Source organism: Tidjanibacter massiliensis, assembly GCF_900104605.1.
Lineage (GTDB): Bacteria > Bacteroidota > Bacteroidia > Bacteroidales > Rikenellaceae > Tidjanibacter > Tidjanibacter inops.
In genome coordinates this window covers 1,520,020-1,544,681 of record NZ_LT629960.1, presented here as the reverse complement: position 1 = coordinate 1,544,681, position 24,662 = coordinate 1,520,020, and the positions used below count along the sequence as shown (strand labels likewise).

Here is a 24,662-nt window from a genome sequence, read left to right as displayed (position 1 = left end):
AATGCGTTAGTTCGTTTTGACTTTTTTGCCGAAGTGGCGCCTGAGGAACGAGGCGAGCAGGTTCATGGCCAGCACGATGACGATAAGCACCAGCGCCGTGCCGTAGGCCATGGGACGGGTGGCTTCGAGGTCGGTGCCGCTCGTGGCTATCACGTAAAGGTGGTAGGGGAGCGCCATCACCTGGTCGTAGATGCTCGTCGGCAGCTTGGGCAGGAAGTAGGCCGCCGCCGTGAAGAGTATCGGCGCCGTTTCGCCCGACACACGTCCGATGGAGAGAATGAGGCCCGTCGTGATATTGGGGAAGGCCGTAGGCAGCACCACGCGCCATATCGTCTGAAGTTTGGTGGCTCCGAGGGCGAGGCTGCCCGTGCGGTACGAATCGGGGACGGCCTTGAGTGCCTCCTCCGTGGTGCGGATGACCAGCGGAAGCGCGAGCAGGCCGAGGGTGAACGAACCGGCGATAATCGAGTCTCCGAAGCCGAGGGCATTGACGAAGAGTGCCATGCCGAAGAGACCGAAGATGATGGAGGGGATGCTGCCGAGGTTGTTGGTCATGATGCGGATGAAGCGGACGATTTTTCCGTTGCCGGCGTATTCGGTGGTGTAGATGGCCGACATTACCCCGAGCGGGAATGCCACCACCATGCTGCCCGCGATGAGACAGAAGGTGCCCACTATCGCGGGGAAGATGCCGCCGCCCGTCATGCCGTCGGTCGGCGCCGTGGTGAGGAACTTCCAGTTGATGACGCCGGCTCCGTGCCAGATGATGAAACCGAGTATCCAGAAGAGTATCCCCACGACGATGAGCCCCAGGATACGGAATATCCAGAAAGCTATCCGTTGGTTGGTTCTTTTGCCCGTCATAGTCCTTTGTTGGATTGTCGTTTGGAAATCATTTCGGCCGTGACGCTGATGACCATCGTGATGATGAAGAGAATGCACCCCAGCATGAAGAGCGACTGGTAGTGCGCTCCGCCGGCGGGTGCTTCGCCCAGTTCCGCCGCGATGGTGGCGGGGATGGTCCGCACCGGCTCGAAGAGCGAGCGCGGCATCACGGCGGCGTTACCCGTCACCATGAGTACCGCCATCGTTTCTCCGATTGCGCGGCCGATACCCAGCACTACGGCAGCGGAGATGCCCGAACCGGCATAGGGGATTACCACGCGGTAAATCGTCTGCCAGTGGGTCGCCCCGAGGGCGAGGCTCGCTTCGCGCATGGCGCGCGGGGTACCCCGCATGGCATCTTCGGCTACGGTGATGATAGTCGGCAGAGCCATGACGGCGAGTATCAGACTGCCGGCGAGGGCGGTTTCTCCGACCGGCAGCCCGAAAGTCTTCTGTATCAGCGGTACGAGTACCACAAGCCCGAAAAAGCCGTACACCACCGAGGGGATGCCGGCCAGCAACTCGATAGTCGGCTTGAGTACCTTGCGCATGCGTTCGCCGGCGAGTTCGGAGAGGTAGATGGCGACGCCGAGCCCCAGCGGGAGCGCGATGAGTATCGCCACGAAGCTGACCAGCAGGGTGCCGAGTATCAGCGGGAGTACCCCGAACTGCGGGGCGGGCGTGGCGGTGGGTATCCATTGGCGCCCTCCGAAGAAGTCGGCCGGCGTGATGCGGTCGCTCCGCAGTATCTTGACGCCGGCCATTCCGTCGGGGACGTATTGGTCGGGGATGAAGGCGACGATACCCGGCGTCGAGGCGATGACCTCGCCCAGCCGCTGGGGCAACAGTTCGTAATCCTCGCCGAAAGCCTCCTCCGGGTAGCGGTCGAACACCTCCTCGAAGCGGAACGGGACGATGGCCTCGTCGGGCCCTCCGACCTGTCTCCAGTTTTCGGTCCGGTAGTCGAAGATATCCATTATCTGTGCGGAGCTCAGGTGCGATACCGTATTGGAAGTGTTGACGCAGAGGAGATAGCCCTTTTCCACGGCCGGACTTTTGAAAAGTCCGAGCCCCTCGCGGAAGAGGAATACCACTATCAGCAGGATGGTGACGGTGGTCACGGCTCCGCTGACGGTGAAGATGCCTTCTATCGTGCGTTCGAGTATTTTCCTCAATCTCTTCATGGCTGACAGGTGGGGCGGCTGCCGTGGGGACCGCCGCCCGTTTCAGTGTCCGTTTATTCGCTTACCGGGATGAAGCCTATCTCCCGGACGATTTGCTGTCCCGCAGGGGAGAGGATATAGTCCACGAAAGGTTTTACCGTCTTTTCGGAGTGTGTCATGTAATAGTAGTAGAGCGGACGGACGATGGGATAGCTGCCGTCCTTGGCGTTGGCTACCGACGGGGCGGTGAAGGTCTTGCCGCCGTCGTAGGATACGTGGACGGCCTTCACGTTGTCGTTGAGGTAGGCCAGCCCCACGTATCCGATGCCGCCCTTGGTCTGACTGATGGACTGGATGATGGCGCCCGTGGCCGGCATGCTCATGATGCCGTTCATGTAGTTCCGGTTGCGGAGCACGCTCTCCTTGAAGAATTCATAGGTACCCGAGGAGGTCTCGCGTGAGTAGGGGACGATTTTCATGTTGGCACCGCCCACCTCTTTCCAGTTGGTTATCCGGCCCGTGAAGATACCTTCGAGTTGTTCGCGGGTGAGGTTGGTTACCGGGTTGGAAGGGTGTACCACGATGGCGAGGGCATCGTAGGCGACGACGGTCTCCTTCACCTTGTCGCCTTCCTTCTGTATCTTCTGCTTTTCGTCGAACTTCATGCGGCGCGAAGCCTGGGCGATGTCGGTCGTACCCTCCATCAGGGCCGAGATGCCTACGCCGCTGCCGCCGCCCGTGACCGTTACGGTGGCCGACGGATTGACCTTCATGTACTCCTCGGCTTCTTTTTGGGAGAGGGGAAGGACGGTATCCGAACCTTTGATTTTCTGTGCACTGGCCGTTGCGAATCCTGCCAGCAGGAGAGCGGCCGCGATGATGAACTTTTTCATGGTCTTCATGTTTTTATGTTCCTGTGAATGATATTTTTCCGTGTTTCAGAATTTGTATTGCAGGCGGAGGGTGAACATGTCGTCCTTCAGGTCGGCGGCGAAACCGTCGAGTGCCGTGCTCGTCTCGTTGCGCACGATGTCGTAGTAGGCAGTAAGCTTCAGCCCTTTCATAATGTGCCATGTGGCGCCGAAGCCGATGGCCCATCGCAGTGCGTCGGTGATGCCCGTCCCGCCCGTGCCGAGCGCATTGCCCGATACTTTCGTATTGGGGTCGTAGACGTCGTATTTGGCTACCAGCGAGAAGGGCGTATCCTCGATGTCGTGGGCGAGAAGGACGTAACCGCCCCGGAACGGACGCAGGTAGGTGTCCGATGCGGGCAGTGCCGCCGTATTGGGGCTTTTGCTGGAGGTCTGTGTACCGGGCTGCGTGCCGAAGAGGTACTCGCCCCGCAGTGTGGTCGTACCCAGGTCGGTCTCGAACCGGAAGCATGCGTCGAAACCGTAATATTGTCTTTTGGCGTACCGCCCTTTGTTGGACGGGTCGGTTTCCGTCCGGAAGCCGCTGTCGGTCATCGTGTGGACGGTGCCCGTTCCCTGATATACGAATCCGTGATAGTAGGAGGCGCCGGCCCTGAACGAGAAGTCGTCGAACTCGTCGCCGAAGGAGAGATGGCCGATGAAATCCTTGCGGTTGTCGTTGTCCTGACCGATGCCGTTGCCGGAGAAGATGCCCGCCTGCAGGCCGACAATGTGCCAGGGCGAATCTTCCGGGGCCCGAATGACGAGCATGGCGCCGAAATCGCGTTCGTCGGGAAAGAGCATCGGAAAGATATAGGAGCGTTCGGGGGTCTCGCGTACCGATGAGGAGAGCTCTATTTCGAGACCGAAAGGACGGTTGAAGACTCCGGCCTGCAAACCGAATGTCCGGAGCCACGGCTCCTTTACGTCGATATAGGCATCTTTCAGAATGACGCCCTTCTCGGTGCTGACGTCTATCTGCACCACCGCCGAGGCCGTCTTGTAGGCGTATGCGAATTTGAGGTGACCGCGGCGCAGTCCGAACCGGTTGAACGACTCGGACGGGTTGTCGTTCGGCGTGCCCACTTTCAGGGAGGCGTCGCCCTCTCCCCACTGGAACTGCGGCTGGAGGTAACCGGAGATTTTCAGTCTCCCCTTATCCGAAACCGGTTCTTCGTGTCTTTTCTCTTTCCGGTCGTCGTGCCCGTCCGGTGCTGCCGCCGTGCCGGTGTGGATGGCCAGCAGTGCGGCGAACAGGATTGCGGCTTTTGTGCGTAATGTCATCTCCCTTGCTTTTGTCGCTGCAAAGCTATGGAGGCGTATTTACGCCCCGTTTACGTTTGTGTTACGAAAATATTACAACGATACGGAGGGGACGGTAACTTGTAACGTGCTTGTGTGTCGGGTGTTATGAAATGCGAAAAATGGTCGTGTCGTTCCGTTCGACACGACCGGACGCCTGCGCGTCCGGTCACCGTAACAAAAATGCAACGTAGCCGGCCGGCGGGCAAGCCGGATTTTTCGGCAATGGGGTGTCCTTGTGTGTGGCGGAACCTCTCGGAACAGCGGTGTTCTGCTAGGTGTGTTTCGGGAATGTTCCGTAAGGTGGATGGGGGCAGATGCCGGTGTTGGCGGCGGAGAGTAGCAAACCGTTTCGCAGGGTCTTCTTTCGGGGATGTTTCCCGGAGCGGTGCAGAACGGGATGATAGAGAAACACAAAAAGCGCGGCCTGAAGATTCAGGCCGCGCTTTTTGTGCCGTGCTCCTGTCCGGGAGGCACGACGCAAAAGATTCCTTCGTACTATTTCTTGTCGAAGAACTCTTTGATTTGGTCGTTCGGTACGATATCCGATTTGAAGGCGTAAGCGCCGGTCTTGTCGGACTTCACCATTTTGATGACCTTGGTGAAATTCTTGCCCGTACCAGTTTTGAGCGTTGCAACTACTTTCTTTGCCATGGTTTGTCTGCTTATTTAATTTCCCTGTGTACCGTCACCCTCTTGAGATACGGATTGTATTTCCTGCGTTCGAGCCTTTCGGGCGTGTTCTTCTTGTTCTTGGTCGTGATGTACCTCGACATGCCCGGTACCCCGCTCTCTTTCTGCTCCGTGCACTCCAGAATTACCTGGACACGGTTGCCTTTTCCTTTCTTTGCCATTGTTCAGTCGATGATTTAGTAGAGGTTCTTGGGAGCCTTGGCCTCCTTGAGGGCGGCTGTCAGTCCCTTTTTGTTAATAGTCTTGATTCCGGCGGCGGATACTTTCAGGGTAATCCAGCGGCCTTCCTCCTCCAACCAGAAACGCTTCGTCTTCAAATTGGGATTGAATCTGCGTTTGGTACGCCTTACCGAGTGGGAAACGTTGTTTCCGGTAACGGCGGTTTTTCCGGTGATTTCGCAAGCTTTCATTCTGTCGTTTTAATTTCGTTAAGCCCTGTTTCGCAATAAGGCTCGCAAATATACGACTTTTTTTCAAAACGGCAAGTACGTCGGGGTATCTGACGGTTGTGAGGAGACCGTTTGTGCCTGTGCAGGCGGTTTCTCCGCTGCGGGGCGGAGATGGGAACCAGGCAGTCGTGGAGACGGTACGGCGTATCGGGCCGTATATAGATACGTGTGCTGTTGCGGGTGGCAAGAGAGGAGGAAGACGGCGGAATGAATTTGTCCTGCGGCAGCTATGATATGATGGGCTTGGGATACGTGAAGCCGCCCGTACGGGTATCGATGCCGCCTTCCTGTATTGGTTGCGGGCCGTGCCGCTCCCGGCCGCCGGGAAATGGCTGAAAGACCGGCGGCCGGAGAGGGCGTCCCTGTCAGGCGATGCTGCCCCGTATCTCGTCGGTCCAGGCCGAGACCCGCTCGTCGGTCTTGTCCCCTTCGTTGACGTCGTCGATGGCAAGCCCCACGAAGTGGCCGTCCACTGCCGATACGGAGGAGTTGTAGGTATAGTCCGTGTCGGGTACGAACCCGATGAATTTGCATTGGCTGTCTTTCAGGTCTTCGTAAAGGATACCCATGCCGTCGCAGAAGGTGTCGGAGTAGGATTCCGAATCGCCGCAGCCGAAGAGGGCTACCGTTTTGCCGGAAAGGTCCATCTTCTTCAGCGTCTCGACGGCGTCGTTCCAGTCGTCCTGCAGTTCGCCGTATCCCCAGGTGGAGGTGCCCAGTATCAGGACGTCGTAGGAGCCTGCCAGGTCTGCGGTGAGTTTGCCTGCGTCATGTACGTCGGCCGGGGCTATACCCAGTTTGGATGCGATAAGATTGGCGACGGCCTCGGTGGTGCCGGTCGAGGAGCCGTAAAATATGCCGGTCTTTTTCATGTCTTTAAAGAGATTTGGTTTGAACACTGCAAATTAAGGCCATCGCATCGGGGCTTGAAATACCTAAAGATGATGATTTCGGGTCGCGGGACGGGACGACGGAAAGCGTTGGGGCGTGTCGGACGGTCTGTCCGGCGCGGACAGCAGAGCGGGTTTCCGCGGCGGAGCGGACGTTGTGGTTCGGAGCCGGGAAGACGCATGGCCGCCCGAAAGGCGGCCATGCGGGGGAGTGTGTTTTTGGGGGTTACTCTGTCGGCTGTCGGTGCAGCAGTTCCAGCCGGAGCATGTTGGCGGCCGCGGCCGCTGCGCGTTCGATGTTCTGTGTCCGCAGGCGGGCGAAGACCGATTTGCAGGCCCGGGTTCCGTGCGGTGTGGCAAGCCCTATCCATACCGTGCCGACGGGCTTCTCCGGGGTGCCTCCCGTGGGGCCCGCCACCCCGGTGGTCGAGAGGGCGTAATCCGCACCGCAGAGGCGGCGTACCCCTTCGGCCATCTCGCAGGCGGTCTGTTCGCTGACGGCCCCGTGCAGCCGCAGCGTGTCGGGGGATACGCCGAGTATCCCGACCTTGACGTCGTTGCTGTACGACACCACCCCGCCAAGGTAGTAGTCGGAGGCTCCCGCCATGGCGGTGAAGGATGCGCTCAGGGCGCCTCCCGTGCACGACTCCGCCACGGCCAGCGTCGCCCGGCGGGCCCGCAGCAGGTCGGCTGTCGCCGAGGCTACCGTGGCGTCACCGTAACCGATGAAGTAGTCCGGTATCAGCCGTTCGAGCACTCTGAACCGCCGTTCGATTTCCTCCTCCTCCCGTCGTCCTTCGATATCGTAGGCCGAGAGGCGCAGTCTGATTTGCGAAGGGCTGGGAAGGTAGGCCAGATGAAGGTAGCCGGGCAGAGCCGCCTCCCATTCCGCTATCGTTGCCGCGAGTACCGATTCGGCCAGTCCGTAGGTGATGGCAGTGCGGTGTACGACCTTGCTTTGCCGGAAGTGTGCGGCCAGCCGCGGCATCACTTCCGTCTCCATCAGCTCCTTCATCTCGAAGGGAACGCCCGGCAGGGAGACGACCGCCTTGCCGCCCCGGGTGAACCACATGCCCGGTGCTGTACCGTGCATGTTCTGAAGTACTTCGGCCGAGGAGGGAACCGTCGCCTGCTCCCGATTCAGCTCGTTGTACTCGATGCCGCGTGCGGCGAGTATCCGGCCGTTGCGTTCGTAAGTTTCCCGGTCGCGTACCATTTCGCCGCCGAAGATGCCTGCCAGCGTCTGTTTCGTGATGTCGTCCTTCGTGGGACCGAGACCGCCGGTGACGATGACCGCGTCGGCGGTGCGCATGGCTCCCTCGACCGCATCGGCTATCTCCCGCCGGTCGTCGCCGACGGTGAGTTTCCGCACTACGGTGAACCCTGCTTCGTTCAGCCTTGCGGCTATCCATGCCGAATTGGTATCGACGATTTGGCCGATGAGGATTTCGTCCCCTATGGTGATGATTTCTGCTTTCATGTCGTATGGTTTTATCGGAGGGTAAATTTATGAAAAACCGTCGGCCGTTGTGTCGTTCGGGGCGGATATCTTCGGAGACGCGGAACGGTGTGAAGGTGCCGCCGGGTGTTTTCGTGCGGTGGCCGTCCGGTCGGCGGGTACGTTGCGAAAGCCGGTGACCCCGGTACGGCTCCGGGCGGTTCCGGAGAAGAGGAGGTCCGGACACTGTCCCGATGCCGTACCGTCTCCGGTTCTCCCGCTTACTCCGGAAATTCGTGGGCGAGGATGCGCTGCGAGTCGCGGATGCTCTCCATGAGCCAGCGGAAGAGCAGGGCGGCCTGTTCGTCATCGGACAGCCGCCACGGAGCGTTGCCTGCCCGCAGTCGTGAGGAGAGTTGGCTGAGGAGGATGGCTGCGGAGGCGGAGACGTTGAGGCTCTCCACGAAACCGCACATCGGGATGCGGATGAATCCGTCTGCCGCCGCCTTGACCTCGTCGCTTATCCCGGCGTGTTCCGTGCCGAATATGAGTACGAAGGGGCTTTGCGATACGTCGAATGCTTCCGGTGAAGTGTCGCCGCTGTGGGGCGTGGTGGCGATGAGTCGGTAACCCGCCCTGCGCAGGGCGGCGAGTGCGCCGGCTGTGTCGGCATGCCGGTGCAGGTCAATCCACTTGTCCGTTCCCTTGACGATGTGGGTGTTGGGACTGAAGGGGCAGAGCGTTTCGACGGTGTGTATGTCCTGAATACCGAATGCCTCGCAGTTGCGGATGATGGCGCTCGCGTTTTGCGGATGAAAGGTGTTCTCCATGCAGACGGTCATCCACCGGGTACGCATGGAGAGTACCTGTCGGAAGGTTTCGAATCGTTCGGGCAGGATGAACTGCGAGAGGTAGGCGATGCGCGGACGATACCACTCCGGGCTGCGCATTCCGTCATTGGCGGTATTTCCCATCTTCGTCGAGCAGTTTGATGTAACTGATGTAACGCTGTGGAGCGATGTCGCCCCGCTCTACGGCAGCGGTGACTGCACAGCCGGGTTCGTGCGTATGCGTGCAGTTGTAGTATTGGCAGTCGGGGGAGTGACGCATGAATTCCGGAAAGTAACGGAACACTTCGCCCGGTTCGATGTCCACGAGCCCGAATCCCTTGATGCCGGGGGTGTCGATGATGTTTCCGCCGCCTGCCAGCGGGTACATGCGGGCGAACGTGGTCGTGTGCATCCCCTTGTGGTGGTACTCCGAAATCCGGTTGATGCGGACATCTGCATCGGGTACGAGCGCCTTGATGAGGGTGGATTTGCCCGCCCCCGAGTTGCCTGTCAGCAGGGTGGTCTTTCCGGCCGTGAGTTCGCGCAGCGTCTCCAGACCGGTGCCTTCGGTCGCCGACACGGGATAGACCGTATAGCCGGCGGTCTCATATATCGCGATGAACTCGTCCAGTTCGTCGGGCCGTTCCGCCGCGAGGTCGAGCTTGTTGAGGACGATGGCCGCCGGGATGGCGTAGGCCTCGCACGTCACGAGGAAACGGTCGATGAATTCGGTGTTGGTGACGGGCGAGAAGAGCGTCGCCACGAGCAGGGCCCGGTCGAGGTTCGAGGCGATGACGTGTGACTCTTTTGAGAGGTTCGAAGCGCGGCGTATCAAGTAGTTGCGGCGGGGGTCCACCGCCGTTATCGTGGCACCTTCAGGGGTCTCCTCGTAAAGGACGCGGTCGCCCACGGCTACGGGATTTGTCGTGCGGCTCCCGTTCAGGCGCAGCCTGCCGCGCAGCCGCGTCTCCAGCCGTCTGCCGTCCGGCGTGAGGATGATGTAGCGGCTTCCCGTACTCTCTGTCACGATTCCTGTCTCCATATCCTGTGCTCCGTTATGCCGGTCGGGCTTCCGTCTCCGCCCGTTTCGTCTCTTCCTGCGAAGGCGTTTCGTCGAAAATCTTCTCCTTGGCCTTGACCAGGTAGGGGAAGACCGCGTCGGTCATCGCCTGGAGAGGTCTGTAGATGACCGAGTCGCTGATTGTTTCGGGCTTTACCCAATGGTAGTTGTCGTTCATCCTTGCGAAGAATCCAGTCAGTACCGCCAGCAGCATGCCTATCTTGACCACGCTCAGGGCAAGGCCGCCGAGCCGGTCGATGATGCCGAAACCGGTAAGGCGGAACACTTTTTTGAACAGGTAGCCGATGAGTGCCAGCACGAGGATGCTTACGACGAGTATCACGACGAAGCCCAGCACGGGGGAGAGCTCCTCGCCCGCACCGAGCCATCCGCCTATCGTCCGGCTGAAGCGCATGGCGAAGAGGATGCCCAGCACGAGTCCCGCGATGCCGCACGCCTGTACGATGATGCCTTTGCGCCATCCGGCCACGGCGGCGATGAGGAGCAGGACGAGCAGTATGATGTCGAGCGTATTCATGTCGTCTCCTTTGCGATGGGATTATGTCACGAAAGTAGTAAAAAAATCGCTACCTTTAACGCCGTGTGGAACGGGCGCGGCTTCACCGGCCGAGTGCCTGCGGGCGGAATCCCGCCTTTCGCAGGCCTCAGGGCCTGCCGCACATTCATCTGAACGGGGCTTATGAAAAGGTTTTTCTTCGTTTTGCTGGCGCTTCTGCCGGCGGTGTCTGCGCTGGCAGGGCGCGAGGTGTACGATATCGGCCGGGGCTGGAAATTCTATACCGTGGACCGTCGCGATTCGGTCGGTGTCACCCTGCCCCATACGTGGAACGATACGGATGCGGCGGTGGGGCGCCTGGATTATTACCGCGGGATAGGCAACTATTTCCGTTATCTGAAGGCCCGTCCGGAGTGGCGCGGCAAGCGTGTGTTCGTCCGTTTCTACGGGGCCGGTACGGTGGCCGACCTGATGGTGAACGGCCGCCATGCGGGGGAACACCGCGGCGGTAACAACGCGTTCGAGTTCGAGATAACCGATTTGCTGGATTACGGAGGGAAAAACCTCCTGTGGGTGATAGTGAACAACGGGGCGCGGCTGGACGTGCTGCCTACCGCGGGCGAGGAGAACGTTTACGGCGGACTTTTCCGGCAGGCCGAAATCATTGTGACCGAGCCTGCCGCCATAGGCTTCGACGGTTATGGCGGCTGCGGGGTGCTTTTTGCCACGGAACGTGCGGACACGCTCCGGGCATCGGGCAGCGCCGCAGTGACGGTGAATGTTCCGGACAGCCGCCACGTGCAGCTTGACATGCGTATCCTCGACGCCCGCGACAGCGTGGTCTTTTCGGGGCATGCGAAGCATCGGGCCGACGGGGGCCTGTCGGTGGCGGAGCTGCCGTTCGAGATAGAGCGGCCGCACCTGTGGCAGGGAACCGCAGACCCCTATCTCTATACCGTCACAGTCGTCCTCGCCGACGGGACGCGTACCGATTCGGTATCGTTCCGCACGGGGCTGCGCACTTTTTCGGTGGATGCCGCCCGCGGATTCTTTCTGAACGGTATCTCCTACCCCCTGCGCGGAGTGGTGCTGTGGCGCGACCAGGCCTTCAGCGGGCCGGTCTTCAACGAAGAGGAGCTGCGCCGGGATATGAGGCTTATCCGTGAAATGGGGGCCAATGCCGTCCGTGTGGCCGGGGGAACGCACCATCCCGCCTTTTACGAATTGTGCGACGAGGAGGGGGTCGTCGTACTGGCAGACGGTCCCTTTGCGGGAACTTCGACGCTCGACGAACGCGGCTATTTCGCTACGCCGGCATTCCGCGACAATGCGGAACGCCAGTTCCGGGAGCTGGTCTGCCAGCGGTACAACAATCCGTCGGTGGCATTTTGGGGAATATTCGCAGACCCGGAGATACTTGGCGATGACCCCATTCCCTTTATCGAGGAGATGAACCGGCTGGTGAAGTCGCTGGACCCCGGGCGTCTTACCGTAGGTATAAGCAACAAGGACGGTGACGTGAACCGGATAACGGACCTTGTTGTGTGGAACCATACCTTCGGCTGGAAGACGGGACTGCCGGGCGATATCGCCATCTGGCGCGACCAGCTCCGCGGCGATGCGGAGTGGCGCAAAATCCGTTCGGGCGTCAGTTACCGGGTGGGCGGCATTGCGGGGCAGTATGCCCCGAAACTTGTACGGCCCGACCCTGCGAGCGGATGGCACCCGGAGAATTGGCAGGCCTATGTGCATGAAGTGCATATCGGCGCGCTGGCGGACGAAAGGGCTTTCTGGGGGGTGTTCGTCGGCGATATGTTCGACCACGGCTCCGTGCGGACCGCTGCGGGCGGTCTCCGGGGGGTGAACGACTGCGGACTCGTGACGTTCGACCGGCAGGTGCGTAAGGATGCCTATTGGCTTTACAAGGCCAATTGGAACCGGGAGGACCCCTTCATTCACATAGCTTCGGTACGGGAGAGGCGCCGAAGCGATAAGATACAGACCGTGACGGTCTATACCAACCTTCCCGTTGCGGAGCTCTGTGTCAACGGAGTGTCGCTCGGCACCCGTGTGGCCCGCAATGGTGTCATGAAGTGGGACGGCGTGCAGTTGCGGCTGGGCGAGAACGGTCTCAGGGTCTTTGCCGTCATCGCCGGCGACGATGATTATGTGACCGTGGAGGAGACGGTCGTGCTGACCTGCCGGCCGGGCGGCGGTGTGTGACGGGTTTCGGACTCTTCTTTGTTTGCCGGCGGAGGTTGCGGTATCCCGACGGGCGGAAAAAAACACCGGCGCATTTCCCGCAGTGGAGATGCGCCGGCGGCTCTTTGTATAAAATTCGCAGTTCGGATTATTTTACGTACAGATAACGCCGAATCGACATCTTGGGTGTCTTCTCGAATTCGGAGGGGTAGAGAATGATTGCTTCTATGTGCGGTGCGTCGCCGAGGGAGGCATTCAGGGCTGCGAGGTTGGCATCCATCATCTCCCGGATGCCGTTCATGCCGATGCCGAGGTGGTCGGCCTGTTCGTAATCGGGTACGACGAACGCGACGAGCCGCCCTTCGTGCATGGCTACGAGGCTCTCCATGATGCCGTCCATTACGTTCAGCCTCGATTCGATTTCCTCCGGATAGACCTCTCTGCCGTCCGGCAGCGTTATCCGGCTCTCCAGACGTCCCCGTACGCGCAGAACATCGCCTTCGAGCGTCCCCATATCGCCCGTATGCAGCCATTCCTCGCGGTCGATGGCACATGCCGTACTGCGTTTGTCGCGGAAGTATCCCGCCATCACATGGTCGCCCCGGACGAGGATTTCGCCCGGAATCTTCGCTGCGTCGGACGAAGCTATCCGTACCTCCATGCGGCTGACGATGCGTCCGCAGGAGCCCGCTGCGAACTCTTCCGGTGCCGAGTGGCTTATCAGGGGACCGCATTCGGTCATGCCGTACCCTACGGTGAACGGGAACCGGATGCGCAGCAGGAAGTGTTCTATTTCGCGGTTGAGGGGGGCTCCGCCGACGATGACGAGACGTATTTCGCCTCCGAAGGCGTGCGTGAGTATCTTGCGTGCGGCCGGCTCGATGAGACTGTTCATGGCCGGTACGAGCGACGCAAGCCTGACGGCTCCGGTTTGCATGCGTTCGAGCACCTCTTTGCGTGTGAGCTGTTCCAGAATCCGAGGCACGGTGCATACTACGTGTGGATGTACCCCCTGAAGCGCCTTGGTGAGTACCTTGGCAGAGGGGATATGGCCGAGCAGCGTGATATGGGAGCCTGCCGCGAGGGGGGCGAGCATGTCGAGTACGAAACCGTAGATGTGGCCCAGCGGCAGCATACCAAGCGTCCGGACTCCCCGTCCGAACAGTTTCCGGGAGAGAGTATAGGAGACGTTGGCGGTGAGGTTACCCACCGTGAGCATTACCCCCTTGCTGAAACCGGTCGTTCCCGAAGTGTAGCATATTGCGGCCACGTGTTTCAGTGCCGGAGCTTCGTACGATATGTCGGCCGGCAGGAACCCTTTCGGGTACCGGGCGTTGAAGTGGCGTAGGATGTCGCGTTGGAAAGCCGTCAGCTTCTCTCCGTCGCGTTCGTAAAGGCACCGGAAGTCCGAGAGCGAGAACGCGGCCTTTACCCGGCGGGCGCTGTCGGGTTCGACGATGTCCCAGAAAATGTCGCTGAGAAAGAGCAGACGGGCGTGCGAATGGGCGATGATGTGGTTGATGTCGTTCGCATCGAAATCCTGCATGATGGGAACGACGGTACTGCCGTAGGTGAGCGTTGCGATGCAGACCGCTGCCCACCGCGGGTTGTTCCGTCCCACGACGGCCACTTTGTCGTCCTCTTTCAGACCACATGCGTCGAAAAGCATGTGCAGTTTAGCGACCTCCTGCGCCAGCGTGTAATAGGTGAATACCTCGCTGGTGAAGTAGTCGGTGATGGCCGGGGCGTCGCTGTGCTCCTTGAAACTCTCCTCGAAGAATTTAATCAGGTTGTCCTGTAACATGCGGGGGCGTTTAGGGGTTGTGATGGAACACAACAAAAATAATACTAACTGCGGGAGGCATGTGCGTCGCCGCAAAGTTATCTACGATGTCTAATTCGGATGTTTCGGGACCGGACGGTTGTCTCGTCAATTCGTACCGCCCCATATGTCGGAATGAAAAGGGACATGGGAATTCGTCTTTTCTTTTGAGCGGAGTGGCTTTTTTACGATGTTCAGATTTGAAAAAAGCCTGTCGTAAGGCGATGCCTTAACATATGCGTCCGGAACTGCACATGCGGTTCCGGACGCCGTTTCTCCCTGAAGGGCGGATACGCTTCTCCGTCGTGGCAGTCTATCTGTAAAGGTATCTTTTGATGCTCCTTTTGGCCGTCTTTTCGAATTCGGTAGGATAGAGCATGATTTCCGCTATCCGTTCGTAGGCGGCTACCTGCGTGTTCAGTTCTTTCAGGTTCTCATTCATGATTTCCTGTAGTTTCGCGTGGTCCACGCCCTCGTTGTCGGCCTGTTCGTAGTCGGGTACCACGAGTGCTACGAGCCTGCCGTTGCGGTCGACGATGAGGCTCTCCATCACGCATCGCATGTTGTTGAGGCGGGCTTCAATCTCTTCGGGGTAAATGTTCTGTCCGTTGGAACCGAGGAGCATGGATTTGCAGCGGCCGCGGATGAAGATGGTGCCGATGTCGTCCGTAGTGCCCATATCGCCCGTATGGAGCCAGCCGTCGGGTTCGAGCACCTCGGCGGTGGCCTTTTCGTTTTTGTAGTAACCCATCATGACGTTCTCTCCGCGGGTGAGTATTTCGCCCGGAACATTGAAGGGGTCGGGCGAATCTATCCGCAGTTCCATGATGGGGGCGAGTATCTTGCCGCACGAGCGCGGAATGAACTCCCAGTAATCCGTATAGCTGATGAGCGGGCCGCACTCGGTCATGCCGTAGCCGACGCAGAAGGGAAACTTTATCCGCGTGAGGAAATCTTCCACCTCGGCGTTCAGCGGTGCCCCGCCGATGATGACGTGGCTCAGTTCGCCTCCGAACGTTTCGATGAGTTTCTCCCGGATGCCCGCATATATCTTGTTGTTGACGCCCGGAATCTTTACGGCCACTTTGGCCACGCCGCGGCTTATCTTGGGGAATACCTGCTTGCGGACGATTTTCTCGATGAGCAGCGGTACGGTGACGACCACGTTCGGCCGGACGTTCGCCATTGCCTCCACCAGTATTTTGGGGGCCGGCATCTTGCCCAGGAGCGTGACGTGGGCACCGACCGCCAGCGGCGAGAGCATGTCGATGGCGCAGCCGTAGGCGTGGGCGAGGGGCAGGAACGAGAGGACTCGGCTGCCGCGGGCGTGTATGTCGTGCGAGCGGACGAAGACCACGTTGCCCGTCAGGTTGTTCACCGAGAGCATCACCCCCTTGCTGAAACCGGTCGTTCCCGAGGTGTAGTTCAGCAGGCAGAGCGCTTCGTTGGGGATGTCGGGGTAGCTGATGTCCTCCACGCTGAATCCCTTCGGGTAACGGGCGTTGAAATGCCGGCGTATGTCCCGCTGGAAATCGGTTATCCGGGTTCCCTCCTTTTCGTAGATACAGTGGTTGTCGGTGAGCGAGAAGACGGCCTGTATCAGGTCGAGTTCCTCTTCGTGGATGATGTCCCAGAAGGTGTCTCCCAGAAAGAGGAGCTTCGATTCGGAGTGCTTGATGATGTGGTTCACGTCGTTGGCGGGGAAGTCCTGGAGCATGGGTACGATGACTGCGCCGTAGGTGACGGTTGCCAGATAGGCTATCACCCAGCGGGTGTTGTTTCTTCCTATCAGCGCTATCTTGTCTCCTTTCTCTATGCCGCATTCCTCGAAGAGCAGGTGCAGTTTGGCTATCTCCTTGGCCATCTCGAAATAGGAGAAGGTCTCCTGTTTGAAGTAGTCGGTGAGCGCGGCCAGCTCCCTGTTCTCCCGGAAGCTCTGCTGGTATATCTTGATAAGGTTTTCCTGCATCATAAACGTATTCGGTTAAATGACAAAGTTAGAATAAAAAAAACGTAGCTGCAAAAACAGCCGTCGGAGGCCTCTCCCGTGGCGGAGCCGGTCACTCCGTCCTATCGGGGCGTTTGTGGAAATAGGTTTTCGGTTCCGTGCCGGCCAGAAGCCGCCCGATGTTCTTGCGGTGGGTTATCAGCAGGAGTACCGACACCGCACAGCAGAACAGGATAAGGGGAAGATAGTGTTGGCCGAATACGAAAACGGTATAGACGGGCAGCAGGATGCCGGCGGTCATCGAGGCCAGGGAGACGTACCGGCAGAGCATGAAGACGACGGCGAAGGTGGCCAGACACAGCAGGACGGCGGGCGGGTAGACGGCAAGTACCGCTCCCGCGAGGGTGGCTACCCCTTTGCCGCCTCGGAAACCGGCGAAAAGGGGAAAAATGTGGCCGAGTACCACGGCGGCGGTCAGGACGAATTTCATGTTGAACAAGGCGGGGCTTCCGGCCGCATAGGGGAGAAGGGCTGCCAGTGAGACGGCTATAAAGCCTTTCAGAAAGTCGAGCACGAAGACTGCGATACCCGCTCTGCGGCCCAATATCCGCATGGTGTTGGTGGCACCGGCATTGTGGCTGCCGTGTTCGCGGACATCCGTTCCGTAGAACGTCTTGCCTATCCATACGGCGTTGGAAACCGAGCCGAGCAGGTAGGCGGCTGCTGTCAATAGAATGATGAGGAGTGTCTCTGTCATGTCGCTGTCGGATGCTGTCCCGTCGCGGAACGGTACAAAGATAAGTCCTATACTATAAATAGAACTTATGGTTTGCCGGCATCTTATTGGCTATGTTGCGAAGAGGTGCGGCTGCCGGTCGGTGTGCAGTCGGATGACACTCCTTTGTATGTTTTGTGAAAACAGTTGATTTTTAGCTGTTTGGTGCGGTAATGGCGAAGAACCATCATACAGGGAAGAGACCGGATGCCATCGTCCGCTGTCGGCTGTCCGTTCTACAGGGCGTTCCGTTGCGGGGTGTGTGTGTACAAACTGCGGGCTCGGGCGCCTATGGCACCGGGGCCTGGTCGGCCGGGCCGACCAGGGTATCCGTCACCAGGTCGGTGACCCGATTCGGGTATAAGCACCGGACGTGGTGCCGTGCATGCTGAATATGACCGGGAGGCTGTATCGGAACATGACCGTCTTACCGTCCTGTCGGGCCGGCTCCCATTGCGGCGACATGCGGAGCACCCGCAGCACCTCCCGTGTCAGGGAGGAGTGGGGCGATGCGACGACATGCGTATCGGTCAGGCATCCCTCCGTGTCGATGACGAAATGGACGACTACCGTCCCTTCTATATTGTTGTCGTATGCGGCGGTGGGGTACTCCAGATTGGACATGACCCAGGAGCGGAAAGCTATCAGGCCGCCGCCCATGAAGTCGGCGGGTTGGCTGTCGCCTGCTGCCGCAAAGACCGCCTCTTTCGGGCGGATGGCGTTGCGGAACGAGACCGGCAACGTTACGGTGACTGCGACGGGTTCGCCTCCCTTTCTCCCCGGCAGCCAGCGGGGCGACCGGTGCAGGGCGGCGACCGCCTCCGCTGCGAGAGCTGCGTCGTCGTATGCTGTTGCTTCGATGCCGTCGAGGCTGCCGTCGGGTTCGACGGTGAAGCGTACCGTTACCTCGCCGTGCAGGCCGTTCTCGAAGCCGTTCGTCGGGTATGTTATATTTTCGGCAAGCCACTGTTCCAGTGCGGCCTGTCCGTCCGCTGCGAACAGGGGCGGTTCATCGTAATTCCCCTCTGCCTGCAAACTTCCTGTATTTCCATAGCCTACGACGGTTCCGCTGTGCCGTACCTCTTGGGCGAGGCCAGGTATGCCGGCGTACAGGAAAGCGAGACAGGCAATCCATGTTGTTATTTTCGGCGAAGACATGTTTGTTATCTTATTCGAGTAAATTTAAAACAAATATAAGTAAAAATACTTCAACAAAGGTGGACAGGCATGGCGTTTTTTCTTCCCTTTTTAATATAAAACAAATTGGGGGCTTGGAAACTATCACTATCTTTGCATACCCAAAAAAAGATGGTTGGAACATCTGCGATACTAACGGTCCGTGCATCACAGGAGGAAATAAACCTGCACGGTAAATTTAATATAAAGTTATGGATTTCAGTGCTGCAATGCGCAATTTGCGTTCAAAAAAATTCTGGTTCCCGTGGCTGGGGGTGATGGTCGGAGCCGTGATAATGTCTGCCGGGTTCGTGCTCTTCACCAATCCCTATAAGATAATCCCCGGCGGTGTTTACGGTCTCGGGCGCGTCTTCCATTACCTTGTGCCTTCGATACAGACGGGTACATTCGGTCTGATGATGGATATTCCGCTGATGATAATCGGCCTTATCGTATTCGGAAAGACCTTCGGAGCTAAAACGGTATTCGCTGCGCTCGTCACGCCGCTCGTCATGAACGGCATGACGAACCTCGTGGGGGAGAATCCCGACGACGGCACCTCCTTCATCAGCCAGTTCTTCAACTTTTCAGACAACTTGCTCGTAGCCGCCATATTTGGCGGTGTACTGATAGGGGCCGGCGTGGGTATCATCGTGAAGTTCGGAGCCACGTCCGGCGGTACGGACATCATCTCCATGCTCCTTTCCAAATTCATGAAGATGAAGTTTTCCACGGCCATGTTCATCGTGGAGTCTTCGGTCGTGGTAATCGGTATGATAATTCTGCGGGACTGGAGCATGCCCCTCTACGCCCTTATCTCCATCTTCGTGGCGGCGCAGGTAACGGATTTCGTGCTGGACGGTGCGAGCTACGACAAGCTGCTCTTTATTATTACCGACAAGAACGAACAGATGAAGGATTATGTGATGAACGACCTCAAGCGGGGCGGTACTTACATCAAATCCAGGGGCATGTATACGGGAAAAGACCGCGATATGATATTCGTTGTGGTGAACAAGCGGCAGATTTCCGAAGTGCAGGATAAGGTGAAGAATGTGGACCCCAACGCTTTCGTCGTCATCGTTAATGCACAGGATACTTTCGGCGAGGGTTTCAAGGCGTTTCCGGAATAGCCCTCGGTGCGGGCGCAGGGGCGTGCCTTGTCCCGGTTGTCAATCAGATACGTGATATGAAACTCGAGAATTTGAGGCCTCTTTCCGGGAACGGGAAGAGGCTCTATGTGGAGACATACGGGTGCCAGATGAATGTCGGCGACAGCGAAATCCTCGTTTCCATCATGCAGGACGAAGGATACCGTTATACGGAGGATATTGCGCAGGCCGATGTCATTCTGGTGAATACCTGTTCCATCCGCGACAATGCCGAACAGCGGATATGGGGCAGGCTTCGGGAGTTCCACCGTTACAAAAGGGCCCGCAAGGGGCTCGTCGTAGGGATTGTGGGGTGTATGGCCGAGAGACTCCGGGAGGAGCTGTTCGAACGGGAAACCGTCGTGGATGTGGTGGCCGGTCCCGACTCCTATCGCGAGCTGCCGAGGCTGGTCGCGGCTGCTGCTGCCGGAGGTCACGGAGTAAACGTGCAGTTGTCGCAGGAGGAGACCTACGGCGATATACGTCCCGTCCGGCTCGACCGCAACGGCGTGAGCGCTTTCATCTCCATTATGCGCGGCTGCAATAATTTCTGTTCCTATTGCGTGGTTCCCTATACGCGGGGACGTGAGCGCAGCCGCGACCCGCAGACCATTCTGCGCGAGGCGCAGGAGCTTTTTTCCGCCGGGTACCGGGAGGTGACGCTGCTCGGACAGAATGTGAATTCATACCGCTGGAAGGAGGGGACGGCCGAGGCCGTCGATTTTCCCGCACTGGTGGAGCGGGTGGCCGGCATATCGCCGCTGCTCCGGGTGCGTTTCGCCACATCCCATCCCAAGGACCTCAGCGACCGTCTGATAGAGGTGATGGCTTCGTATCCCAACATTTGCCGGGCTGTTCACCTGCCGGCGCAGTCGGGCAGCGACCGGATGCTTGCGGCGATGAACCGCAAATATACGCGGGCATGGTATCTCGAACGGGTGGCGGCCATCCGCAGACGGATGCCCGACTGCGCGGTCACGACCGACCTGATAGCCGGTTTCTGCGGCGAAACGGCCGAAGACCATGCGCAGACGCTGTCGCTGATGCGGGAGGTGGGATACGATTCGGCTTATATGTTCAAGTATTCCCAGCGTCCGGGGACCCTTGCGTCGCGTACCATGACGGACGATGTATCCGAGGAGGTGAAAACGGCGCGGCTGAACGAAATCATCGCGCTGCAGAACGAGCTTTCGACGGCGAGCAACGAACGGGATATGGGCAATGTGTTCGAGGTGCTCGTGGAGGGGCTCTCGCGGCGCAGCAGCGAGCAGTTGTGCGGTCGCACGTCGCAGAACAAGATGGTCGTTTTCGACCGGACGGGGGAGACGGCTCCGGGCGATTACGTGCGGGTTCGGATTACCGGATGCACGTCGGCGACACTGTTCGGAGTGGCGGAGTGAGGCGGTTGTCGCTGCCTGTCGGTAGATGGATACAATGAAGAAAGGGAGCGTAAAAACGCTCCCTTTCTTTGTCTGCGGATGCACGGCATGTTATGAAGGTGCCGTGCATCCTGCATTGCGGCGGCCGGCCTGACGGATGTCCGTCCGGTTCTCCGGCGAACCACGGCGGGCAGCAACTTCCCAGCAGCTACCCGCGAATAAATAACCTAACCCTAACCTATGAATCCTTACTTACTGTTCGTTTGCAGCATTAGTATGTTTATTTCGGAATGTCTCTTTCAAATACGTATCGAGGTAACACAGTTCGCAATCGTCCCTGATGATGTAGTCCATCAGCATCTGTTCGTCGTCCGCACCGTCGGGACAATCGATTCCGCAAGCATAGTCTATCTGTTCCATAGGCTTATTTCCGTTTTACCGTTTCCGATTTTCCAATAAAACGGCGCCTGTCGGATTATATTGTGCGCCTCAGGTTAATATCAGTTGGTTTTCCTTTATCATCTTCCGGAGGTTGATGAGGGCGTACCGCATCCTGCCGAGAGCCGTGTTGATGCTTACGTTGGTCTGCTCTGCTATCTCCTTGAAACTGAGGTCGCCGAAATAACGCATCATAACGACTTCCTTCTGTTCTTCGGGCAGATTGTCCACGAGTTTTCGCAGGTCGTTTTCTATCTGTTCGCTCACCATGCGGTCTTCCACGGTCGTGTCGGCGAAACGCTTCGTATTGAGAATGTCGTATCCCGCGTCCGATTCGGACAGGTTGTTCTGCTGTTTCGCCTGCCGGAAATGGTCGATGACCTGGTTGTGCGCGATGCGCAACACCCACGACAGGAATTTGCCGTTGTCCGTATAACGTCCGTCGTCGATAAACCGCACGACTTTGATGAATGTCTCCTGATATATGTCGTCTGCGACTTCATTGTTCTTCACCATCATGCGAATGTAGTCCAACACACGTTTGGAATGACGTTCGATGAGTATGGAAATCGCATCCTTATCGCCCGAAAGATAGGCACTGAGCAACTGCTGGTCACTAAGCGCTGATACCTTCTTGTTCATTGTCTTCTCCTTTTTAAATTGGTGGAGTAGATTTATTCGATAGGCGATACGTTTTAAGAGTTAGAAATAAATTTTGCGCGCACAAGATACGCTATTTTCCTTGAAATTCCAAAGGGAATCCGCAGGATTCGTTTCTCCATGCTTCTGCATGATGATTATCATCAAACGGGATGCCAGTATGCGGCACATGACACCGAACGGCAGCCGAGCCGTTGCCGTTATTCTCCGGAAAGGAGTATTTTTTATGTAATAGATTGAAAATCAGTAAAATCGTGCGGTGGAGGTGTGGGTGTCAAAAAAACAGATAGCCTGACAAAATCCTGACAAATTTTTGTCAGTTCACTTCCTTTCTTGACATGATACCGTTAAAACCGACGACGGGAAACCGTAACAGTCCCCGCCGCTTGCGGTCGTTTTTTGTGCCGGAGGCATCCGGATGTCCGATTGGTATCCCCTCTCGGAAGGGCCGGTTATTTTACTGCCGCATAGTAGCAGCGTTTCGGCGACTCCACTTTGCCCTCCTTGACGAGCTTTTTGATGATTTTCTCCACCTCTTTCTTTTCGATGCCGGTGGCTTCGGCTACCTCCCCCGTCTTCATCGGCTGGGTCAGGAGATTCAAAATCTTCTCTTCCATGGCGTTTGGTCTTTGTCGGTTATGTCCATTGCAGCATAGACCGGAAAGGCATCCGGTATGTGTCGGATACTCTTCCTCCCCGGGAGTTCCGCCCGTTCGTAGAGCGGACCGGCGGGGTGCCGAGCTGTGCTGCCCGTTCGGACCCGGTCTCTGTCTGCGGCAAAATAGCGATACATAAACCGTGCTAAACGTACCTGCGGGCGGGAAGAATTCGACCCTGCCGCCTTGACCTGCCGCTCCGGAGAATGAGACGGCCCGCCGAGTCTCGGCGGGCCGTCTGTCTGCGGTGTACCGCAATCGCTATTTTACTGTGTTAACTACTTGCTCGAATGCCTTCGGGTGGTTCATGGCGAGGTCGGCCAAAACCTTGCGGTCGAGGCGGATATCCTTAGCCTTGAGCTTACCCATCAGTTCCGAATAGGTCATGCCGTTGCTGCGGGCTGCAGCGTTGATACGCTGTATCCACAGGCTGCGGAATTTCCTTTTCTTGTCCTTACGACCTACGTACGCATAGGTCAACCCCTTTTCGACAGTATTTTTCGCTACTGTCCAAACATTTCCCCTTGAACCAAAGTTGCCTTTGGCAAGTTTTAAAACTTTTTTTCTTCTGGCTCTTGATGCTACCGCATTTACGGACCTTGGCATAATTTTAAAGTTTTACGAACGGCCAGCGGTGTGTTTTCCTCACACGCTTGGGGGCTGGCACACTCTTGGTTTTACATTTTCCGGCGCCGGCGGGGCTGCTTTTCCGGCAGCTCTTGCGACCGTGCGGCAACCGTCCTTTCGCAAAAGGCGATGCTATTTTACGAGAAGGCTTTTTACTTTTGCCTCATCGGCAGGAGCGACGAGTGCGGAATAATCCAGATTGCGTTTCTGCTTCGTCGTCTTTTTGGTGAGGATATGGCTATGGTAAGCGTGTTTCCTCTTGATTTTTCCGGTGCCGGTGAAGTCGAAGCGCTTCTTGGCAGCGGAATTTGTTTTCATCTTTGGCATTTCGATAAACTTTAAGTAGTTACGACCGCCCGACCGGGTGTGGTGTCCAAGCCCGGACAGAACCCGGCTGACCGGTACAAATGGTTAAACAGCCTGCAAAGATAACCATATTTTGCGAAGAATCAAATTGCGTTTCCCTATTTTGCGCCTTTCCGGAACGGCAGAAGGAGGACCGCAGGTCCTCCTTCTGTATCGATATCCTTATACTGGACGGTTATTCGGCTTCGTCCGCCGTAGGAGTGGTGAATTCGATTATCTGCGTTTCACCGCGGGTACCGTTCTCTGCGAACGGCTGGGCGAAGATGGTGTAGGTTTCGCCCGGAGTGAGGCCGGTAGCCTGCGTCTCTTTCGGGGCGGTCACGTCGTTCTCCCACATGATGTCGGGCCAGGTACCGTTTTCAAAGTAGTCCAGCAGTTCCATGGAGCCGAGCATGTAACGGTATTTGGAGGTGTCGCCGCCCGGACGTATCTCGACGACGGCGGAGGTCGAGGTCAATTCATCTTCCAGCAGAACAAGTTCGAGTTCGAGTTTCAGCGTCTTGCCGGATACCGTCGATACGTTTCCTTTCTTGTCGCCGGCTACTGCCTGTACGAAGACCGTGTACTCCTGACCGCGCTCCATACCCCTGACGATGATGGTATTGGCTGTGGGGTTGGTGACTTTCGTAATGGTGGAGAGGGTACCGTTTTCGAACGCTTCGAGGTCATCTGCGCTGCCGTATCCGTACACCAGCGTGCGGGTATCGGCACCGAACTCAACTCTGATGACGAACGAGTCTTCGGTGATGTTGTCGATGGTGGTCGTGGTTGTGAGGTCGAAATCGGGTTCACCTTCGGTAGTCACGACCAACTGCCTGACGTTCCCCTTTTCTTCTCCTGCGAAGGCTTGTGCGTAGATGGTATAGTCGGTCGCCTTCGTCAGACCGTCGAAGGAGGCGGATTTGACGGTCGGGTCGTTCTGTGTCTGGATACCCTCCATCGTACCGTTCTGGAATTCGTTGAGCTTGCCGGCTTCGCCTATGGCATAGATGTATCCTTCCGCATCTTTCTCTGCGGTGATGTCCACCGAGACGGAGGTCTCCGTTGCCGATGTGAGTTCTATGCTGACGCCGAGTTCCTTTTCGACGGGTAGGGTCGATTCGGAAGGCGTTTTGTTGCAGGAGACTGCCGTAAAGCAAACCGCAGTCAGGAAAGCGGCGATGGCCGATGCATTACATAGTTTTTTCATGAGTGTAATTTTTTATTTCAAAACAAATAGTGTAGTCCGCAAAAATAACAAAAAACTTTAGAACAGGATAACGTTTCGGTCGTTTAGTTGCGCTTCTCTTCGTTTCCGGCGCGGATTTCCGTGCGAACGGTGTTT

The 24,662-nt window shown here is 57.8% G+C and carries 25 protein-coding genes; 3 read left to right on the top strand and 22 right to left on the bottom strand.

Annotation, left to right across the window (positions count from 1 at the left end; translation table 11 throughout):
- Positions 1-6 precede the first annotated feature (6 nt).
- The 12 genes from pstA to BQ5361_RS07455 form a co-directional block, all read right to left on the bottom strand.
- Entirely contained in the window at positions 7-864 is an 858-nt protein-coding gene (gene pstA / locus BQ5361_RS07505) for a phosphate ABC transporter permease PstA (RefSeq protein WP_022063707.1), read from the bottom strand.
- The gene (pstC, locus tag BQ5361_RS07500) at positions 861-2,060 is read right to left on the bottom strand and encodes a phosphate ABC transporter permease subunit PstC (RefSeq protein WP_035473555.1); all 1,200 of its coding nucleotides are present in this window, start codon (positions 2,058-2,060) and stop codon (positions 861-863) included. Before pstC ends, pstA begins: the two co-directional genes overlap by 4 nt.
- A 62-nt stretch (positions 2,061-2,122) precedes the next feature.
- Entirely contained in the window at positions 2,123-2,941 is an 819-nt protein-coding gene (locus BQ5361_RS07495; protein ID WP_035473557.1) for a PstS family phosphate ABC transporter substrate-binding protein, read from the bottom strand.
- A gap of 45 nt (positions 2,942-2,986) precedes the next feature.
- Positions 2,987-4,243 carry a porin family protein gene (locus tag BQ5361_RS07490; protein WP_035473517.1) on the bottom strand — a complete coding sequence of 419 codons (1,257 nt, stop codon included), beginning with the start codon at positions 4,241-4,243 and terminating at the stop codon, positions 2,987-2,989.
- 516 nt (positions 4,244-4,759) lie between these two features.
- Positions 4,760-4,915 (bottom strand): DUF4295 domain-containing protein, encoded by a 156-nt coding sequence (locus BQ5361_RS10345; RefSeq protein ID WP_022063703.1) that lies wholly within the window; start codon positions 4,913-4,915, stop codon positions 4,760-4,762.
- Between the two features lie 11 nt (positions 4,916-4,926).
- Complete coding sequence (rpmG, locus tag BQ5361_RS07485) at positions 4,927-5,115, bottom strand: 50S ribosomal protein L33 (RefSeq protein WP_022063702.1); 189 nt, start codon at positions 5,113-5,115, stop codon at positions 4,927-4,929.
- 15 nt (positions 5,116-5,130) lie between these two features.
- On the bottom strand, positions 5,131-5,364 hold the full coding sequence (gene rpmB, locus BQ5361_RS07480; protein ID WP_022063701.1) for a 50S ribosomal protein L28: 234 nt from the start codon (positions 5,362-5,364) through the stop codon (positions 5,131-5,133).
- A 404-nt stretch (positions 5,365-5,768) separates the two neighbouring features.
- Positions 5,769-6,275: a flavodoxin FldA gene (fldA, locus tag BQ5361_RS07475; RefSeq protein WP_035471980.1), complete on the bottom strand. Its 507-nt coding sequence runs from the start codon at positions 6,273-6,275 to the stop codon at positions 5,769-5,771.
- Positions 6,276-6,519: 244 nt separating this feature from the next.
- The gene (locus tag BQ5361_RS07470) at positions 6,520-7,773 is read right to left on the bottom strand and encodes a competence/damage-inducible protein A (protein WP_035471983.1); all 1,254 of its coding nucleotides are present in this window, start codon (positions 7,771-7,773) and stop codon (positions 6,520-6,522) included.
- A 239-nt stretch (positions 7,774-8,012) separates the two neighbouring features.
- Entirely contained in the window at positions 8,013-8,705 is a 693-nt protein-coding gene (locus BQ5361_RS07465) for a TrmH family RNA methyltransferase (RefSeq protein WP_052130974.1), read from the bottom strand.
- Entirely contained in the window at positions 8,686-9,603 is a 918-nt protein-coding gene (gene rsgA, locus BQ5361_RS07460; RefSeq protein ID WP_071424995.1) for a ribosome small subunit-dependent GTPase A, read from the bottom strand. Before rsgA ends, BQ5361_RS07465 begins: the two co-directional genes overlap by 20 nt.
- 13 nt (positions 9,604-9,616) lie before the next feature.
- On the bottom strand, positions 9,617-10,159 hold the full coding sequence (locus BQ5361_RS07455; RefSeq protein WP_035471988.1) for a CvpA family protein: 543 nt from the start codon (positions 10,157-10,159) through the stop codon (positions 9,617-9,619).
- A gap of 162 nt (positions 10,160-10,321) precedes the next feature.
- Here BQ5361_RS07455 and BQ5361_RS07450 point away from each other — a divergent pair, with 162 nt between their 5' ends.
- On the top strand, positions 10,322-12,361 hold the full coding sequence (locus tag BQ5361_RS07450; RefSeq protein WP_052130975.1) for a glycoside hydrolase family 2 protein: 2,040 nt from the start codon (positions 10,322-10,324) through the stop codon (positions 12,359-12,361).
- Between the two features lie 127 nt (positions 12,362-12,488).
- Here the strand turns inward: BQ5361_RS07450 and BQ5361_RS07445 are convergent, their stop codons facing one another.
- The 4 genes from BQ5361_RS07445 to BQ5361_RS07430 form a co-directional block, all read right to left on the bottom strand.
- Positions 12,489-14,144 (bottom strand): AMP-binding protein, encoded by a 1,656-nt coding sequence (locus BQ5361_RS07445; RefSeq protein WP_035471991.1) that lies wholly within the window; start codon positions 14,142-14,144, stop codon positions 12,489-12,491.
- A 331-nt stretch (positions 14,145-14,475) separates the two neighbouring features.
- On the bottom strand, positions 14,476-16,134 hold the full coding sequence (locus BQ5361_RS07440; protein ID WP_035471994.1) for an AMP-binding protein: 1,659 nt from the start codon (positions 16,132-16,134) through the stop codon (positions 14,476-14,478).
- 88 nt (positions 16,135-16,222) lie between these two features.
- Complete coding sequence (gene plsY / locus BQ5361_RS07435; protein WP_035471997.1) at positions 16,223-16,867, bottom strand: glycerol-3-phosphate 1-O-acyltransferase PlsY; 645 nt, start codon at positions 16,865-16,867, stop codon at positions 16,223-16,225.
- Between the two features lie 351 nt (positions 16,868-17,218).
- Positions 17,219-18,043, bottom strand: a complete 825-nt coding sequence (locus BQ5361_RS07430) for an energy transducer TonB (protein ID WP_081976774.1) — start codon at positions 18,041-18,043, stop codon at positions 17,219-17,221.
- A gap of 230 nt (positions 18,044-18,273) precedes the next feature.
- On the opposite strand from BQ5361_RS07430, the gene BQ5361_RS07425 reads away from it, so the two are divergent.
- Both BQ5361_RS07425 and miaB read left to right on the top strand, forming a co-directional pair.
- The gene (locus BQ5361_RS07425; protein WP_022063690.1) at positions 18,274-19,194 is read left to right on the top strand and encodes a YitT family protein; all 921 of its coding nucleotides are present in this window, start codon (positions 18,274-18,276) and stop codon (positions 19,192-19,194) included.
- A 56-nt stretch (positions 19,195-19,250) separates the two neighbouring features.
- Positions 19,251-20,612, top strand: coding sequence for a tRNA (N6-isopentenyl adenosine(37)-C2)-methylthiotransferase MiaB (gene miaB / locus BQ5361_RS07420; protein ID WP_035472006.1), 1,362 nt, complete (start codon positions 19,251-19,253; stop codon positions 20,610-20,612).
- A 231-nt stretch (positions 20,613-20,843) separates the two neighbouring features.
- Here miaB and BQ5361_RS10690 read toward each other — a convergent pair whose 3' ends face one another.
- The 6 genes from BQ5361_RS10690 to BQ5361_RS07395 form a co-directional block, all read right to left on the bottom strand.
- Positions 20,844-21,011 carry a hypothetical protein gene (locus BQ5361_RS10690; RefSeq protein WP_022063688.1) on the bottom strand — a complete coding sequence of 56 codons (168 nt, stop codon included), beginning with the start codon at positions 21,009-21,011 and terminating at the stop codon, positions 20,844-20,846.
- A 69-nt stretch (positions 21,012-21,080) separates the two neighbouring features.
- Positions 21,081-21,671, bottom strand: a complete 591-nt coding sequence (locus tag BQ5361_RS07415) for an RNA polymerase sigma factor (protein ID WP_035472009.1) — start codon at positions 21,669-21,671, stop codon at positions 21,081-21,083.
- Between the two features lie 470 nt (positions 21,672-22,141).
- Complete coding sequence (locus BQ5361_RS07410) at positions 22,142-22,306, bottom strand: FaeA/PapI family transcriptional regulator (RefSeq protein WP_022063686.1); 165 nt, start codon at positions 22,304-22,306, stop codon at positions 22,142-22,144.
- A gap of 300 nt (positions 22,307-22,606) precedes the next feature.
- Positions 22,607-22,951 (bottom strand): 50S ribosomal protein L20, encoded by a 345-nt coding sequence (gene rplT, locus BQ5361_RS07405; RefSeq protein ID WP_022063685.1) that lies wholly within the window; start codon positions 22,949-22,951, stop codon positions 22,607-22,609.
- Between the two features lie 153 nt (positions 22,952-23,104).
- Complete coding sequence (gene rpmI / locus BQ5361_RS07400; RefSeq protein ID WP_022063684.1) at positions 23,105-23,299, bottom strand: 50S ribosomal protein L35; 195 nt, start codon at positions 23,297-23,299, stop codon at positions 23,105-23,107.
- A 214-nt stretch (positions 23,300-23,513) separates the two neighbouring features.
- A complete protein-coding gene (locus BQ5361_RS07395) occupies positions 23,514-24,527 on the bottom strand; it encodes a hypothetical protein (RefSeq protein WP_035472012.1) in 1,014 nt (337 codons plus the stop codon).
- Positions 24,528-24,662: the final 135 nt, after the last annotated feature.